This window comes from Caldanaerobius polysaccharolyticus DSM 13641, assembly GCF_000427425.1.
GTDB classification, from domain to species: Bacteria; Bacillota; Thermoanaerobacteria; order Thermoanaerobacterales; family Caldanaerobiaceae; genus Caldanaerobius; species Caldanaerobius polysaccharolyticus.
Map to the genome: position 1 here is coordinate 481,783 of NZ_KE386495.1, position 15,490 is coordinate 497,272.

The window sequence follows — 15,490 nt, forward strand, 5'->3', positions numbered from 1 at the left end:
TGTGTTCAAAATAATTAAAGAGGCATACCCTTAAGGATATACCTCTTTATACCTATGTTCAGCTCAAATCTTACTTCAACTCTACTGTTGCGCCAACTTCGGCGAGTTTCGCTTTTATCTGCTCGGCTTCCTCTTTGCTGGCGCCTTCTTTTATCGGCTTGGGAGCTGAGTCTACCAAGTCCTTGGCTTCTTTTAATCCTAAGCCTGTGATTTCCCTTACGACTTTTATAACTTTTATTTTCTCGCTTCCTACATCCTTCAATATTACATCAAATTCTGTCTTCTCCTCAGCCGCGGGAGCTGCACCAGCTCCAGCTGCAGGAGCTGCAGCAACAGCCACAGGAGCCGCAGCGCTAACGCCAAACTCCTCTTCCAATGCTTTAACCAGTTCTGACAACTCCAGAACTGTCATACCTTTTATTGCCTCTAAGATTTCTTCTTTGCTCATAAACTCTACCTCCTATTGATTTTTACGCGGATTTCTTTTCTTTAATGGCATTTAGCACATAAACAAAATTTCGCAAAGTGGCGCTAAGAACCCCAACAAAATTGGTTATTGGTGCATTCATAGAGCCTAAAGCTTTTGCTATCAATTCTTGTTTGGACGGCAATTTTGCCAGGTTTACTATATCATCCACGCCAATAATGGTGCCCTGCAATATCCCTACTTTAAATTTAAAATTCTCATGATCCTTGGCGTAATTGTACAAAACCCTAGCAGGCGCTACAGGATCTTCAATTCCCCAAGCAACAGCCGTAGGACCTTCCAGATACTGTAATAGTGCGTCATATCCCGCCTCTTTTGCAGCTCTGCTCAGCAAGGTATTTTTAACAACTTTATACTCTACCCCCGCCTGCCTTAATTCCCTTCTCAGCTTAGTATCATCTTCTACGTTTATCCCTTTATAATCCACCAATATAGCTGCCTGGGCACTGGACAATCTCTCTTTAAGCTCCTCTACCATACGAGCTTTTTCCTCTCTGCTTAGCAATAAAACACCTCCTCCCGTACGGCTCTCAATAATTAAAGGCCTCCCGTAGACATGGTGAGGCCTTTATCAATCATCCTCTCAAACCTCAGCAGGCGAGATTTTAAAAATCTCATTATGAACTCAGTCACCTGCAGTCTACGGTCGCCTTTATTGAGTTGTCCCAAACAAAGGTATTTTAACACAATACATATACCCTGTCAACATCATATCGCCTTAGCCCTTGCGGGATTGACCTTTACCCCAGGGCCCATTGTAGACGAAAGGACAATGCTCTTTATATACTGCCCTTTTACCGCAGCAGGCCTTGCTTTCTCTATAGCATCTATAATAGCGACAAAGTTATCTGCCAGCTTCTCTACGCCAAAAGACTTTTTTCCAATGGGGACATGGATAATGGAGGTCTTATCAACCCTGTATTCAATCTTACCTGCTTTTATCTCTTTTACTGCTTTACCCACTTCAAAAGTAACTGTACCAGCTTTAGGGTTGGGCATCAAACCCTTAGGCCCCAGTATTCTACCTAACCTACCTACTGCTCCCATCATATCAGGTGTAGCAACTACCACGTCAAAATCTAACCAATTCTCATTTTGTATCTTTTCGATCAAATCTTCTGCTCCTACGTAGTCAGCTCCCGCTTCTTCAGCCTCTTTTGCCTTATCGCCTTTAGCAAACACCAGAACTCTTTTCGTCTTTCCAGTGCCATGGGGCAATACCACAGTACCCCTTACCTGCTGATCAGCATGCCTCGGGTCAACACCCAGGCGCACTGCCAGGTCTATAGTCTCGTCAAATTTGGCTTTTGCTGTCTTTAGCACCAGGTCCAGCGCTTCCTTAGGATCGTATAACTTGCTCCTGTCGATGAGCTTTGCGCTCTCCAAATAAGCCTTACCTCTCTTAGGCATTATACCATTCCCTCCTTGTGGTTATAGCGGATATTTCCTCCCACTAAAGTCCTCAATCTACTATTTCCACACCCATACTTCTCGCAGTTCCCGCGATCATCTTCATAGCAGCTTCAATGCTGCTGGCATTTAAATCCTGCATTTTAAGCTCAGCAATCTCTCTTAGCTTATCCTTAGATAACTTTGCCACCTTCTGTTTATTAGGTTGTGGTGATCCTGATTCTATACCACACGCTTTTTTAATCAAAACCGATGCAGGCGGTGTCTTGGTTATGAAACTAAAAGACCTATCAGCATATACGGTGATGACCACAGGTATTATAAGACCCGCTTGAGATGCGGTTCTTTCATTAAACTCTTTGCAGAAGCCCACTATATTCACACCATGCTGACCCAAAGCCGGTCCGACCGGGGGAGCTGGTGTAGCTTTTCCAGCTGGAATCTGTAGTTTAACTATTGCAGCTACCTTTTTGGCCATGTTAACACCTCCTAATTAGCTTATTCTCTCTATGCTCTCACACTTTTTCCACTTGATCAAAATTCACCTCTACCGGAGTCTCTCTTCCAAACATAGACACCAGAACTTTTATTTTACGCTTTTCTGGATCTATTTCCTGCACAATACCTATGAAGTTCTCCAGCGGCCCCGAGACGACTTTTATGCTATCGTTCACCTTTAAATCTATAACAGGGGGTCTATCTTTAATTCCCAGGGCTTTTACCTCAGCGTCAGAAAGCGGCACAGGCTTTGATCCTGGGCCTACAAAACCCGTTACACCCCTGGTATTCCTCACCACGTACCAGGTATCGTCGTTCATCACCATTTTTATTAAAACATATCCCGGAAAAGTCTTCTTTTGAGTAACTTTTTTCTTGCCGTCTTTGACCTCAACACTCTCTTCTACAGGAACGACGATATCAAATATTTTATCGTGTAATTTCCTGTTTTCAACAGTCTTTTCAAGGTTAGTCTTCACTTTATTTTCGTAACCGGAATACGTATGAATAACATACCACCTGGCTTTATTTTCCTCATTCATAACTTAAAGGGCCTTTTAAAAAGGTCCTACCTCCTTATACACCTAATATTTTACTCAGTAAAAAGACAAAAACCGAATCTGCTAACCAGAATACCAATGTCAATGCAGCAATCAACGCCAGTATAAGCACCGTATATTGAAATATCTGATCCCTGGTGGGCCATGTAACCTTTTTCATCTCAGCCCTTACTTCTCTGTAAAATTTCGATATCCCCTTTGTCATACCTGCCATACGAACACATCCTTAATATTTTTACCAATAATCATATTATTATACTAAATCATCCCAAATTACCTGGTCTCCCTGTGGACCGTATGATGTCTGCAAAACCTGCAATATTTTTTTAACTCCAATCGATCAGGATCATTCTTTTTATTTTTAGTCGTATTGTAATTCCTCTGGTGGCATTCTGTACACTCCAATACAACTCTTACTCTCACCCTTAAACACCTCCTACTGCATCGCCTGCTATATACTCAATGCAGAGTCATATCCGCTATTATACATTTACTTATTTAATCTAACACAAAACCGAATTATTGTCAATATAAAATCACAGGGCCACTTACTGGCCCTGTTGCTTTACTCAATTATTGAAGACACCGTACCTGCTCCTACTGTTCTTCCGCCTTCCCTTATAGCAAACCTCAAACCTTCCTCTATCGCTATCGGCGTTATCAGCTCTACCGTCATCGTCACGTTGTCTCCTGGCATTACCATCTCTACTCCCTCGGGTAACTGTATCGTCCCCGTTACGTCCGTCGTCCTAAAGTAAAACTGCGGCCTGTACCCGTTGAAAAATGGCGTGTGCCTTCCTCCCTCTTCTTTCGTTAGCACGTATACCTGCGCCGTAAACTTCGTGTGCGGATGTATCGTCCCTGGCTTCGCCAATACCTGTCCTCTCTCTACCTCTTCCCTCTGTACGCCTCTTAACAATACTCCTATGTTGTCTCCTGCTTGCGCTTCGTCTAATATCTTCCTGAACATCTCTACTCCTGTTACTACCGTCTTCTTCCTCTCAGGCGATAACCCTACTATCTCTACCTCTTCTCCTACTTTTAACGTACCTCTCTCTACCCTTCCTGTTACTACCGTACCTCTTCCTGTTATCGTAAATACGTCCTCTATCGGCATCAGGAACGGTTTGTCTGTCTCCCTCTGCGGCGTCGGAATGTACGAGTCAACTGCATCCATTAACTCCCATATCTTCCCGCACCACTGGCACTCTCTCTTCCCACAACCGCACTCTAACGCCTTTAACGCTGATCCTGTCACTATCGGCGTGTCGTCTCCTGGAAACTCGTACTCGTTCAACAGGTCTCTTACTTCCATCTCCACTATCTCTAATAACTCCGCGTCGTCTACCATGTCTGACTTGTTCATGAATACTACTATATACGGCACTCCTACCTGTCTCGCCAGCAGTATGTGCTCCCTCGTCTGCGGCATAACACCGTCTGCCGCTGATACTACCAGTATCGCTCCGTCCATCTGTGCCGCACCTGTTATCATGTTCTTTACGTAGTCAGCGTGACCAGGGCAGTCCACGTGCGCGTAATGCCTCTTCTCTGTCTCGTACTCTACGTGCGCCGTGTTTATCGTTATACCCCTTGCCTTCTCCTCTGGCGCTTTATCTATCTCGTCGTACGCTGTCTTTACCGCTTTGCCCTGTGTCGCTAACACCGCTGTTATCGCCGCTGTCAACGTCGTCTTCCCATGGTCTACGTGCCCTATCGTACCCACGTTTATATGGGGTTTCGTCCTCTCATAATGCGCTTTTGCCATATCCTTTCCTCCTATCACCTAACAAAATAAACCCTTCCGGGCGTTTCTTGTTATGTAAAAACAAAAATACACATATGGAGCCCACGGCCGGACTTGAACCGGTGACCTCCGCCTTACCAAGGCGACGCTCTACCGACTGAGCTACATGGGCATCACAGGTATTAGTATATAACTTTTTTACATCTATGTCAATACTTAAAATTACTCTACTTAGCCCTTTCTTCTAGATATTTTTCTAGTTTTCTCTTTACCCTCTGTAGGGCATTGTCAATGGATTTAACGTGTCGATCCATTCCCACAGCGATTTCCTGATACGATTTGCCTTGTAAATAATACGCTAAGACTTCGCTTTCCAGATCGCTCAACATTTCATTGAGCTTGCTCTCTATCCCGTTATACTCCTCTCTGCTTATCAGCAATTCTTCAGGGTCGCAAACCCTTTCCCCAGCTATCAAATCAAGAAGTGTTCTCTCAGATTCTTCTTCGTATACCGGCTTATTAAGAGAAACGTAAGAGTTTAAAGGCAAATGTTTTTGCCTGGTCGCCGTTTTTATAGCCGTTATTATCTGCCTCGTTATACACATCTCAGCAAAAGCTCTAAACGAGGTGAGCTTGTCCAACTTGTAATCGCGTATCGCTTTAAAAAGACCTATCATGCCCTCTTGTATTATATCTTCTTTTTCAGCGCCAATAAGGAAATACGCTCTTGCCTTGGCCTTTACTATACCGCTGTATTTGTTAAATAGCTTATCAAATGCCTTCTTATCGCCCTTTTGCGCCCTGAGTACTATATCTTCATCAGGCTCATTATCATAGAAGTTAGTGTCGTTATTTTGAGCTTCAGACTTCAATAATATCGCCCCCACTAGAATTGTAGACAAGGCAATACACGTTCACATTTTATATTATATTTGTTATAAAAAAATAGTCAAGTGAACATCAGTTTCTATTTCGCATCTTTTTTAACTTTTCCAGTACCTCGGGGGAAATATTATCCCATAGGGTATTGCTGTCATCCTGACGGCTGCGAATTTTTTCAGATACGCTCTCTTTAAACCTCTTTAGTTCTTCTACAAGCTCAGAAGCAGACACCCTTATTGCCCCTTGAGCCATGATAACCTGCTGTTCCACCCAATCCGATGTGGCAACCTTCACCGCGCGTCCGCTTTTTACGTACTTTGCCACGCTCTTCTCTATGTAATGGTCAGCTGTCTCGCCATACTTTGAAAACACCACTTTAACCCCTTTGACTTCCTCAATGCGACTGGCGCAGTCTTTTACGTGAAAAGCATCAAACACGACAAAAACTTCTATACCCTTATACGCGCTGTACTCTACCATACTGTTGATAAGTTCCTGCCGCGCCAGTTCCAGACTTATCTTACTTAATTTTTTTAGCTCAGGCCAGGCATTTATTATGTTGTATCCATCTACAAAAAGAACTTCCTCCATTGTAACACCCTTTAATGTTTTCTTTGCCTGAAGACCTCGTACATCAATATCGCAGCCGCCACAGAAGCGTTAAGTGAGTTTATGCTGCCTACCATAGGTATTTTAACCAGCACATCGCAACTCTCCTTCACAAGCCGCCTCATGCCCATGCCTTCACTGCCTACCACAAGACCTATGGGCCCTTTAAGATCAGCATCGCAATAGTCTACTGGGCCATTCATATCCGCACCTATTATCCACAGGCCGGCCTGCTTTAACTCATTCAGCGTCCTGGCGATATTTGTCACTTTAGCCACCGGCACGTATTCTATGGCCCCTGCCGATGCTTTGACCACAGCAGGGGTAATACCCACTGCCCTGTTTTTGGGTATAATGACGCCGTGGACGCCACAGGCGTCAGCAGTCCTGAGTACAGATCCTAAATTCTGAGGGTCCTGTATGCTGTCTAGCACAATTACAAAGGGTTCTTCCCCCTTATCCCTTGCCTCTTTCAGTATATCCTCTACGCTTTTGTACTTATAGGGAGGAGCCTTTGCTACAATCCCCTGATGTTTACCAGGGCAAATATCATCTAGCTTTTTCTTATTTACCCTTTGCACAGGTATCCCCTTATCCCTGGCCAGTGCCAAAATTTCCTCTATGAAATGGCCTCCAATCCCATTGGCCACGTACAATTTATCAATATTCTCATCGGCCTTTAAAGCTTCCATAACCGCGTTTTTTCCCGCAATATAAAACTCTTCACTCATGGATTACCCCTCATCGCTAAAAAATTCCTTTAACCACGGCTCTTTTTCCACCACCAGCGCTGCCATCTTTTTGAGCATGGCTTTAATCTCCCACTGAGCTCCTGGCACTACTACCCGCTTTTGATACACGTCCAGCAAAGACCTTAAGTTCAATGTAGTGACAAAATTTGTAGTAGAGGCATTGGGCAATATAAACCTAGCGTCCTCATTTTTTATGCCTATGGCTTTAAGGTAATCATAGCACTGCTGTATGCGCTTTATCTCCTCTTCAAAGGCCTTTCTGGCATCTTCCCTGTCTCTTATGCTATCAGGTATCACGTGCTCAAATATCCCTTGATTTTTTGAAGAAGCCTCGGATACCGCCCTTTGAGATTGCACGGATATGCTAACGCCTATCCTGTGCCTGGTATACTGGGCCAGCAGAGCTCTAGAAACCCCTGATACCCCAAAGGTCATGGCACAGTGCTCTAACACACTGAGATGGCCTGAGTTTATAATGTTTCGCGCCAGCCTTAGCATATCGCCCTCATCAGGCTGTTCGCACCAAAGCTCATAAGGGGTTTTATGGCTTTTACACGTACGCGCCGCAACCCATATCATCTTTAAAAAATTCGGCGTTATTGCCAATAGCTTTACGTCCACCTTCATCCATCTCCCATCCCATCAATCTACATCGCCGATCAAGCGATCCAGCAAAAACATCAACCTGTTCACATTTCCGCTCAAATACAAATACCCTATAAGGGCTTCCAGCCCTGTGGCATACCTGTAATCCAGCACATTGGCGTTTTTGGGAACTGTAGCAGATTTGGCATTGCGTCCCCTCTTTATAATATCACGCTCTTCTTCTGTCAGAAGGTCCATTATCTTTTTAAGCCTTTCAGCCTGGCCTTTGGCGTTCACGTAACTTATAGCCTTGTCGTGAAGCTGACGTACGCTTGTTATCCCGCTAGACAAGAGCTTTTCCCTTACGTAAAGCTCGTACACGCAGTCCCCTATGTAGGCCAGGGCTAAAGGCGGCATCATACGCGCTTCCATCTTACACCTGAAGGCGTGTCTTCCAAAATTATCCCCATATCCCTGAGCTGATCCCTTATTTTATCAGCCAAGGCCCAATTCCTCTCAGCTCGCGCCTTCTGCCTCTCCTCTATAAGCCTCCTGATGTCTTCGTCCACCACTTGTTCTTTATCCTCGAGGATGTTTAAAACACCGCAAAGCTCCATCAACACATCATAAGCCTTCTTTGCTACTTGCTTATGGATGCCTTCTTTTAAAAAGCTATTGCATTCCCTTATTAGCTCAAATATCACCGCTATAGCGTCCGCTGTATTAAAATCGTCATCCATTACCTGGACAAACCTGTCCCTATATCCGTCGACCCTGTCTGTAAAGCCCCTTTCCTCAGCAGTATATTCTCGTCCTTCAGCCCCTCTGTTCATAAAAAACTTGATGTTCTCAAGCCCGTTATACAGCCTGTCAAGGCCATTTTTTGCCTGATCCAATAATTCCAGGCTGAAATTTAAAGGACTCCTGTAATGGGATGTGAGTATAAAAAACCTGATGATCTCAGGATCGTACTTCTCCCTTAATTCCCTTACCGTAAAGAAGTTGTTTTTTGATTTGGACATCTTTTCATTGTTTACATTTAAAAACCCCACATGCATCCAGTACCTGGCAAAAGGTCGGCCGTTGGCCGCTTCGCTCTGGGCTATTTCGTTCTCGTGATGGGGAAAAACCAGATCAGGCCCTCCTGCGTGTATATCTATAGTCTGTCCCAAGAAAGTATTGGCCATAACCGAGCACTCGATATGCCATCCTGGCCTGCCCACTCCCCATGGGCTTTCCCAACCAGGTTCTCCTTCCTTTTGAGCTTTCCACAGCGCAAAATCCAGCGGATCGTCCTTCAACTCGTTTACATCAATCCTCGCCCCTGATATCAGCTCGTCGATGTTTTTATGGGACAATTTACCGTAATCACCGAATTTGCTCACGTCAAAATACACATCGCCTCCAGCGACGTAAGCATACCCCCTGTCAATGAGCTTCTTTATAAATTCTATAATATTGTCTATATTCTCCGTCGCCCTGGGATGGTATGTGGCCCTTTTTATGCCCAGCGCCTCCGCATCGTCAAAGTATTCCTTAATAAACCTATCCCCCAGCTCCTTTACTGTAGTCCCCTCTTCATTGGCCCTTTTGATCATCTTATCGTCTATATCTGTAAAATTCTGAACGTAAGTAACCTTGTAGCCGCGGTACTCCAAATACCTTCTGACCACATCAAAAACCACAAATACCCTGGCATTGCCCACGTGAAAATAGTTATACACAGTAGGGCCGCAGACGTACATAGTCACCTCCCCAGGCCTTAATGGCACAAACTCTTCTTTTTGTCCCGTCATGGTATTATATAGCTTCATCGCTGCGCTTTCCTCCTTCCAGTTCACTTATTCGCTTTTCCAGCAATTCAATCCTGTGCCTCAAGTATTCGATTTCATGCTCCACAGGATCAGGCAATTTATTGTGCTCCAGATCCACCTCATTTTTTTTGACCTGCACACCGCATTTCCTCACGGCCTTTCCAGGCACGCCTACTACCGTTGAGTTAGGGGGAACCTCTTTTAAGACCACCGCACCCGCCCCTATTTTGGAGTTATCTCCCACTTTAAAAGGTCCCAGTACCTTAGCACCAGCGCCTATTACCACGTTATTCCCTATGGTGGGATGCCGCTTGCCTTTGTCTTTACCTGTCCCTCCTAATGTCACCCCTTGATATATGGTGCAATTGTCGCCTATCTCCGTGGTTTCCCCTATAACCACGCCCATACCGTGATCTATAAACAAACCCCTTCCTATTTTAGCTCCAGGGTGTATTTCAATACCTGTTATAAACCGGCTAAATTCAGAAATAAGCCTTGGCAATATAACCAGCCCTTTATTGTACAAAAAGTGAGCCAGCCTGTGAAGTATTATAGCGTGAAGCCCTGGATAGCACAATATCACTTCCAGTATGCTCTTAGCCGCAGGGTCTCTTTCAAAAACGGCCTTTATGTCCTCTTTAAGCTCATCTATAAACTTCATGCCTTAATTCCCCCCTTTTATAGCCCTTTTATAGCTAAAATTAAAGCCCGTCTCACCCCGAGACGGGTTTACCGCCGATTAAATTATACCACATCCTCTTAAAGCATATCAATAGAAGCCTTTTATCTACATTTCCCTTTGAACCTGGCCCTTTATGTATCCTAAAACCTCACCTATAGCCACATCTACCGATTCACCGGTCTTTCTCATCTTTACCTCCACCAGCCCATCCTTGGCCTTTTTACCTACAGTAACCCTTATGGGAATCCCTATGAGATCTGCGTCTTTAAATTTAACCCCTGCTCTCTCGTCCCTGTCATCCAGCAATACCTCCACGCCGTTCTGGCAAAGGGTATTATATATATCTTCAGCAGCAGAAGCCTGGACAGGATCAGCGGAATTTACAGGAACCACTATCACGTGATAGGGTGCTACAGCCATAGGCCATATGATGCCGTTTTCATCACTATTTTGCTCTATAATCGCCGCCATTATTCTGTTAATCCCTATCCCATAACTTCCCATAACCATAACGTGTTCCTGGCCGTTTTCATCGAGGTATTTTGCGCCTAGAGCTTCGCTGTACTTGGTACCCAGCTTAAAAATATGCCCTACTTCAATACCGCTGGAAACAGAAAGCCTGCCACCGCATTTAACGCATACGTCGCCCTGGCTCACCTTTCTCACATCTGCAACCAAATCCCCTTTGAAATCCCTTCCGTAATTGGCGTTTACGTAATGATAACCAGTTCTATTGGCACCTATTATGAAATTGGACATATACGTTACTTCCTCATCGACGATGATCCTATCCGCTTTAAGTCCTATGGGGCCCGCAAATCCTACTTCAGCCCCCGTCACATTCCTCACCAAATCCTCCTGAGCCATATTAAGGTCATTTTCCGTACACTGGAGGATGTTAATCAGTTTTACTTCGTTAACCTCTCTGTCCCCCCTCACCATTACGGCAATGACCTCGCCTTTTACGGTGTAAATAAGGGTTTTAGCAAAATTGTCCGGCGTCGTGCCAAAAAATCTTATCAATTCTTCTATCGTCCTGACACCAGGAGTGGCAACCATCTGCAGTGGTTTTTCGGGTTGTCTCTCTTTTACATCAGGTTTGGATTGAGCCCTCTCTACGTTGGCTGCGTAATCGCATTTTTCACACAGCGCTATCTCATCTTCCCCGATCTCCGACATCACCATAAACTCGCTAGACTCTTTGCCACCCATAGCGCCCGAGTCAGCCTGTACAGCCCTGTATTTAAGGCCGCACCTATCAAATATCCTGCAGTACGCGTCATGCATTTTATTAAAAGACGCATCAAGCCCTTCCCAATCCACATCAAAGCTATAAGCGTCTTTCATGATAAACTCGCGGCTACGAATAACGCCAAAGCGAGGTCTTTTCTCATCCCTGTACTTCGTCTGGATCTGGTAGAGTATTTTGGGCAAGTCGCGGTAAGATGTGAGCTCCTTCATCAAATACGTAAAGACTTCTTCATGGGTGGGTCCCAGGCAGAAATCCCTCTCATGCCTATCTTTAAACCTGAACATATCAGGTCCAAACACGTCCCATCTGCCCGATTGCCTTAAAAGCTCTGAAGGTATTATAGCAGGCATCAACACCTCCTGCGCGCCAGCCCTGTCCATCTCCTCTCGCACGATATTCTCTATTTTTTTCAGGACTCGATAACCCAGCGGAAGGTATATGTACACACCTGCAGCCAGTTTTCTCATTAAACCTGCCCGCAACATAAGCCTGTGGCTGGTAATCTCGGCTTCCGCAGGTATCTCTCTCAATGTGGGCATAAACAGCTGTGTCAGTCTCATCCTTTAACCTCCTCATCCATCTCTCTTATACTCACTGTTGCCAGACAGGCTATACCTTCCTGGCGACCTGTAAAGCCAAGGCCTTCTGTAGTAGTAGCCTTTACGCTCACATGCAGCAAAGGTATGCCTAATACCTCAGCTATATTTGCCCTCATCCTGTCGATATAAGGCGCCAGCCTTGGCTTTTGAGCTATAATCGTAATATCGCAATTGTTGACGCAAAAGTTCTTTTCCCTCAATCTGTCGCTGGCCATTTTGAGAAGCAACATGCTGGATATGCCCCTGTACGCCTCATCTCTATCGGGGAAATGGGTACCTATATCCCCCATAGCCGCGGCGCCGAACATAGCGTCTATGAGGGCATGCAAGGGGCAATCCGCATCGGAATGGCCCAAAAGTCCCATGTCATAGGGAATATCTACACCGCACAGTATCAGCTTCCTGCCTTTTTCAAACCTGTGGGCATCAAAACCTATACCAACCCGCATAATAACCTCCATTTCTGTTCCTTTATTGTACCATTTTTCTCATAGCATTTCAATTATAGGCTTTAGCCCTTTTTGCCTCTTTATCAAGACCTTGTGTAAACTGCATTTGGAATCTCTAAGCTTTAAATCAGTCTGAGTCCCTCCTATGCTATTATAAGCGTAAAGGCACATGTCTTGTCCTGACACAGGTATATCCACCGTAAACTCTTCGCGGCCATCCACGACGCCCCATTCAAACCTACCTAGCACATCGTGGCAATCTTTAAGTAGCTTTCTCCTGGATGACATCTTATCGACTATATACGCTACTGGATCCTTTAGCATAACTTTATCCCATGGTATTTCAGGCAATTTACTTACATCCAGTTGTTTTAAAACGTAAGGTATGCCGTCTTTGAGGATTCCCATATGGGACGTGCTGAGAGTCATGCTGTCAAATTCGTATTTAGAGCTTGATACGAGAACTGTACCATCTCCCATGCTGGACCTGATTTCAGCCATAGGCTTACCATCAGCCCACAATCCATCTTTGCCATTAAACCCGGTATCCACCTGGATGAACTTGTTTGTGTAATACCCTTTCCCATTAAAGCAGAATACATCAATCCCTCGTTTTCTTATGATTCCAACGCTGTCATTTAAAAAATTTAAGTGCTCATTTCTTTCCTTCATCCCGGATTGAGGTATAAACAAAGGGATATTCCCCCATCGGCCGCATTCAAAAAGATAACTGCCATAAGCGGATGCAGGAAGCAACTCTTTTATCGACGGAACATACTCTCTTATCAGCTCATACGTCACAGGTTTACCCGCTATCCTGCTTATAATCCATACAAAACCGGTATAGAGCATATTGCCAAAGTCCTCGTAAGGCGAAGGCGGTACCTGACCTCCCTCCCATGGGTAATAAGCGTTGGCCGATCCTTCATTAGGGGTAGAGAGCATTATTATCCTCTTTACATCGTTTCTATAAAAGTCCGATTGGACGTAACTCCTGGCAACTATGCCCCCCATGCTGTGGCATAGCAGGACCACCTTATCGCTTTCGCCGAACTTAAGAGCCCTATTAATAGCAGGTACCAGGTACTTTTGAGCAGAGTATAAATTGTTCTTCCACCAGCTGTAAAAAGCTACTTCCACGTGTACGCCCGCTTTTTTCATAGCCTGTATAACGGGCTTATAGTACAATGCAGATGGTCCAAAGCTCCAACGACCGCCTAAAAGGGGAACTGATCCAAAAATACCCGGCAAAAAAACAACAGGCAGCATATATACTACCACCTCAGATACATTATATGCGCCTGTCTATTTACATGCGCCCGTTATCTCTTGTCGTATAGGCTTTTTAAAGCCAGGGCCTCAGCAATATGTATATCCTCAGGAGTGGTAATCTTTATGTTGCTGTAGGACCCCTCTATCATCCTGACCTTTGCGCCAACCCTTTCAACCAGAACGGCATCGTCGGTAGATATAAAACCCTCCTGTTGAGCTTTCTGATGGGCCTTTAAAATCAGCTCGTATTTAAAAACCTGAGGAGTCTGCACCGCCCAAAGGCATTCTCTCGGCGGAGTACACTCTATATAGCCATTCTTGACTACCTTTATGGTATCCTTTACTTTTACCCCTACAGCGGCCGCACCACAATCCACTGCCGCCTCTATGGACTTCTTTACAAGAGATTCGGTTATAAAAGGCCTAGCGCCGTCGTGTATTAGCACTATATCGCAGCCTGTTCCCTTCAATGCCATAAGCCCGTTGTAAACCGAATACTGCCTCTCCGAACCGCCTATGGCATACCTTACATCATATCCTTTGAGGATATTATCCCTGCAAAATTCCAGATCCTCCTCAGATACAACCACAAGCACGTCGTCAATGCCCGCATTTTTTATAACTTCCAGCGAATACACGATAACAGGTTTACCCTGGACGGACATAAATACCTTGTTTAGTCCCGAATTCATCCTACGGCTTTTGCCCGCAGCCATTATAAGCGCACATACCTTCAACTTCTTCTCTCCTCCAATGGTCTCTTAAATTAAATCACTTTTTCCTGAGCGTCTGATTTCAAACGGGCAAAAATCATTCTGCCCGCCGCTGTCTGCAGTACACTGGTCACAGTTATAGCGACATTCTCGCCTATATGGTTTCTACCTCCTTCTACGACGATCATGGTCCCGTCGTCAAGGTACGCAACCCCCTGCCCGCTCTCCTTGCCCTCTCTTATGATCAATGCCCTCATGTCTTCGCCCGGCAACACCAATGGTTTTACCGCATTGGAAAGCTCATTTATATTCAAAACAGGTACCCCTTGAAACTGAGCTACTTTATTCAGATTGTAATCGTTGGTAATAACCTTCCCTTTTAACATCTGAGCCAGTTTTAAAAGCTTATTGTCCACTTCCACCACATCGTCAAAGTCCTTTTCAAATATGTCCACCCTTACGTTCAACTCTTTTTGCATGCGATTCAATATGTCAAGGCCCCTTCTGCCCCTGTTCCTCTTTAAAGTGTCCGATGAATCCGCTATATGTCTGAGCTCTTCTAGGACAAAGCTGGGTATTACAATAGGCCCTTCTATAAATCCCGTCTTGCATATATCAAAAATCCTCCCGTCAATTATAACACTGGTGTCAAGCAACTTTGGCGCCAGACCATCTTCCTTTACGGATTTTTCTCTGTTCTTTCTAAACGTGCTGACAAAATTTAATATCTCCTCTTTCTTTTTCACCGCCACTTCTACGCCGATATACGCAAACAAGAGGTTCATTACCACGGGCACTATATAACCTACATAAGGTATTCTAACAAAAGGACTGCTGATGAGATTTGCTATAGTAAGGCCCAATATCAGTCCTGCAACTCCTAAAATTATATCGTTTATGGCCGCCCTCTGAAGAACTTTCTCAAAACCTGTTGACAACCGTTTACACCCTTGAATAATGCCAGGCGTTATTAAATAAAAAACAAACCCACCGATAAGTGCGCCTATAGACAAAAAGCCGAGATACCAGAGCGAATTGGCCTTTACAATGCTGTCTCTAAGCGCTGTAACTACCAGAATCCACGCAGTAAGCTCATAACCTCCCAAAATGCCCAAAAGGGCAACCGCTATTCTAACAACCTTTTTCAATATCATCACCTCCCTCTTATTATTAACAGTT

Annotated in this window: 20 protein-coding genes, 1 tRNA gene and 1 other annotated feature; all 21 genes read right to left on the bottom strand. The window is 44.7% G+C overall.

Annotated features, from left to right (window positions below; genetic code table 11):
- Positions 1–70: 70 nt before the first annotated feature.
- The gene (rplL, locus tag CALPO_RS0108795; protein ID WP_026486980.1) at positions 71–448 is read right to left on the bottom strand and encodes a 50S ribosomal protein L7/L12; all 378 of its coding nucleotides are present in this window, start codon (positions 446–448) and stop codon (positions 71–73) included.
- A gap of 22 nt (positions 449–470) precedes the next feature.
- Positions 471–992, bottom strand: coding sequence for a 50S ribosomal protein L10 (gene rplJ, locus CALPO_RS0108800; RefSeq protein ID WP_026486981.1), 522 nt, complete (start codon positions 990–992; stop codon positions 471–473).
- 22 nt (positions 993–1,014) lie between these two features.
- Positions 1,015–1,151, bottom strand: a sequence feature (ribosomal protein L10 leader region).
- A gap of 44 nt (positions 1,152–1,195) precedes the next feature.
- Entirely contained in the window at positions 1,196–1,897 is a 702-nt protein-coding gene (gene rplA, locus CALPO_RS0108810) for a 50S ribosomal protein L1 (RefSeq protein WP_026486982.1), read from the bottom strand.
- A gap of 52 nt (positions 1,898–1,949) precedes the next feature.
- A complete protein-coding gene (gene rplK / locus CALPO_RS0108815) occupies positions 1,950–2,375 on the bottom strand; it encodes a 50S ribosomal protein L11 (RefSeq protein WP_026486983.1) in 426 nt (141 codons plus the stop codon).
- 37 nt (positions 2,376–2,412) lie between these two features.
- Positions 2,413–2,937, bottom strand: coding sequence for a transcription termination/antitermination protein NusG (gene nusG, locus CALPO_RS0108820; protein ID WP_026486984.1), 525 nt, complete (start codon positions 2,935–2,937; stop codon positions 2,413–2,415).
- A gap of 34 nt (positions 2,938–2,971) precedes the next feature.
- Positions 2,972–3,169 (bottom strand): preprotein translocase subunit SecE, encoded by a 198-nt coding sequence (secE, locus tag CALPO_RS0108825; protein WP_026486985.1) that lies wholly within the window; start codon positions 3,167–3,169, stop codon positions 2,972–2,974.
- Positions 3,170–3,228: 59 nt separating this feature from the next.
- A complete protein-coding gene (rpmG, locus tag CALPO_RS0108830; protein ID WP_026486986.1) occupies positions 3,229–3,378 on the bottom strand; it encodes a 50S ribosomal protein L33 in 150 nt (49 codons plus the stop codon).
- A gap of 142 nt (positions 3,379–3,520) precedes the next feature.
- The gene (gene tuf / locus CALPO_RS0108835; RefSeq protein WP_026486987.1) at positions 3,521–4,723 is read right to left on the bottom strand and encodes an elongation factor Tu; all 1,203 of its coding nucleotides are present in this window, start codon (positions 4,721–4,723) and stop codon (positions 3,521–3,523) included.
- Between the two features lie 75 nt (positions 4,724–4,798).
- Positions 4,799–4,874 (bottom strand) — tRNA-Thr (locus CALPO_RS0108840).
- A gap of 55 nt (positions 4,875–4,929) precedes the next feature.
- Complete coding sequence (gene sigH, locus CALPO_RS0108845; protein WP_026486988.1) at positions 4,930–5,574, bottom strand: RNA polymerase sporulation sigma factor SigH; 645 nt, start codon at positions 5,572–5,574, stop codon at positions 4,930–4,932.
- Positions 5,575–5,662: 88 nt separating this feature from the next.
- A complete protein-coding gene (locus CALPO_RS0108850; protein ID WP_026486989.1) occupies positions 5,663–6,175 on the bottom strand; it encodes an NYN domain-containing protein in 513 nt (170 codons plus the stop codon).
- A gap of 11 nt (positions 6,176–6,186) precedes the next feature.
- Complete coding sequence (gene rlmB, locus CALPO_RS0108855; RefSeq protein ID WP_026486990.1) at positions 6,187–6,924, bottom strand: 23S rRNA (guanosine(2251)-2'-O)-methyltransferase RlmB; 738 nt, start codon at positions 6,922–6,924, stop codon at positions 6,187–6,189.
- A 3-nt stretch (positions 6,925–6,927) separates the two neighbouring features.
- On the bottom strand, positions 6,928–7,572 hold the full coding sequence (gene thyX / locus CALPO_RS0108860; protein ID WP_218915179.1) for an FAD-dependent thymidylate synthase: 645 nt from the start codon (positions 7,570–7,572) through the stop codon (positions 6,928–6,930).
- Positions 7,573–7,587: 15 nt separating this feature from the next.
- Positions 7,588–7,950, bottom strand: a complete 363-nt coding sequence (locus CALPO_RS13675) for a Mini-ribonuclease 3 (protein ID WP_218915180.1) — start codon at positions 7,948–7,950, stop codon at positions 7,588–7,590.
- On the bottom strand, positions 7,947–9,344 hold the full coding sequence (gene cysS, locus CALPO_RS0108870) for a cysteine--tRNA ligase (protein ID WP_026486992.1): 1,398 nt from the start codon (positions 9,342–9,344) through the stop codon (positions 7,947–7,949). Before cysS ends, CALPO_RS13675 begins: the two co-directional genes overlap by 4 nt.
- Positions 9,331–10,005, bottom strand: coding sequence for a serine O-acetyltransferase (cysE, locus tag CALPO_RS0108875; RefSeq protein WP_026486993.1), 675 nt, complete (start codon positions 10,003–10,005; stop codon positions 9,331–9,333). The genes cysS and cysE overlap by 14 nt, the downstream gene beginning before the upstream one ends.
- Before the next feature lie 126 nt (positions 10,006–10,131).
- On the bottom strand, positions 10,132–11,838 hold the full coding sequence (locus tag CALPO_RS0108880; RefSeq protein WP_026486994.1) for a proline--tRNA ligase: 1,707 nt from the start codon (positions 11,836–11,838) through the stop codon (positions 10,132–10,134).
- A complete protein-coding gene (gene ispF / locus CALPO_RS0108885) occupies positions 11,835–12,326 on the bottom strand; it encodes a 2-C-methyl-D-erythritol 2,4-cyclodiphosphate synthase (RefSeq protein WP_026486995.1) in 492 nt (163 codons plus the stop codon). Before ispF ends, CALPO_RS0108880 begins: the two co-directional genes overlap by 4 nt.
- A 39-nt stretch (positions 12,327–12,365) precedes the next feature.
- Positions 12,366–13,595, bottom strand: a complete 1,230-nt coding sequence (locus CALPO_RS13680; RefSeq protein ID WP_051585941.1) for an esterase/lipase family protein — start codon at positions 13,593–13,595, stop codon at positions 12,366–12,368.
- A gap of 53 nt (positions 13,596–13,648) precedes the next feature.
- A complete protein-coding gene (ispD, locus tag CALPO_RS0108895; protein WP_026486996.1) occupies positions 13,649–14,335 on the bottom strand; it encodes a 2-C-methyl-D-erythritol 4-phosphate cytidylyltransferase in 687 nt (228 codons plus the stop codon).
- Positions 14,336–14,364: 29 nt separating this feature from the next.
- Positions 14,365–15,465 (bottom strand): PIN/TRAM domain-containing protein, encoded by a 1,101-nt coding sequence (locus tag CALPO_RS0108900; protein ID WP_245589933.1) that lies wholly within the window; start codon positions 15,463–15,465, stop codon positions 14,365–14,367.
- Positions 15,466–15,490: the final 25 nt, after the last annotated feature.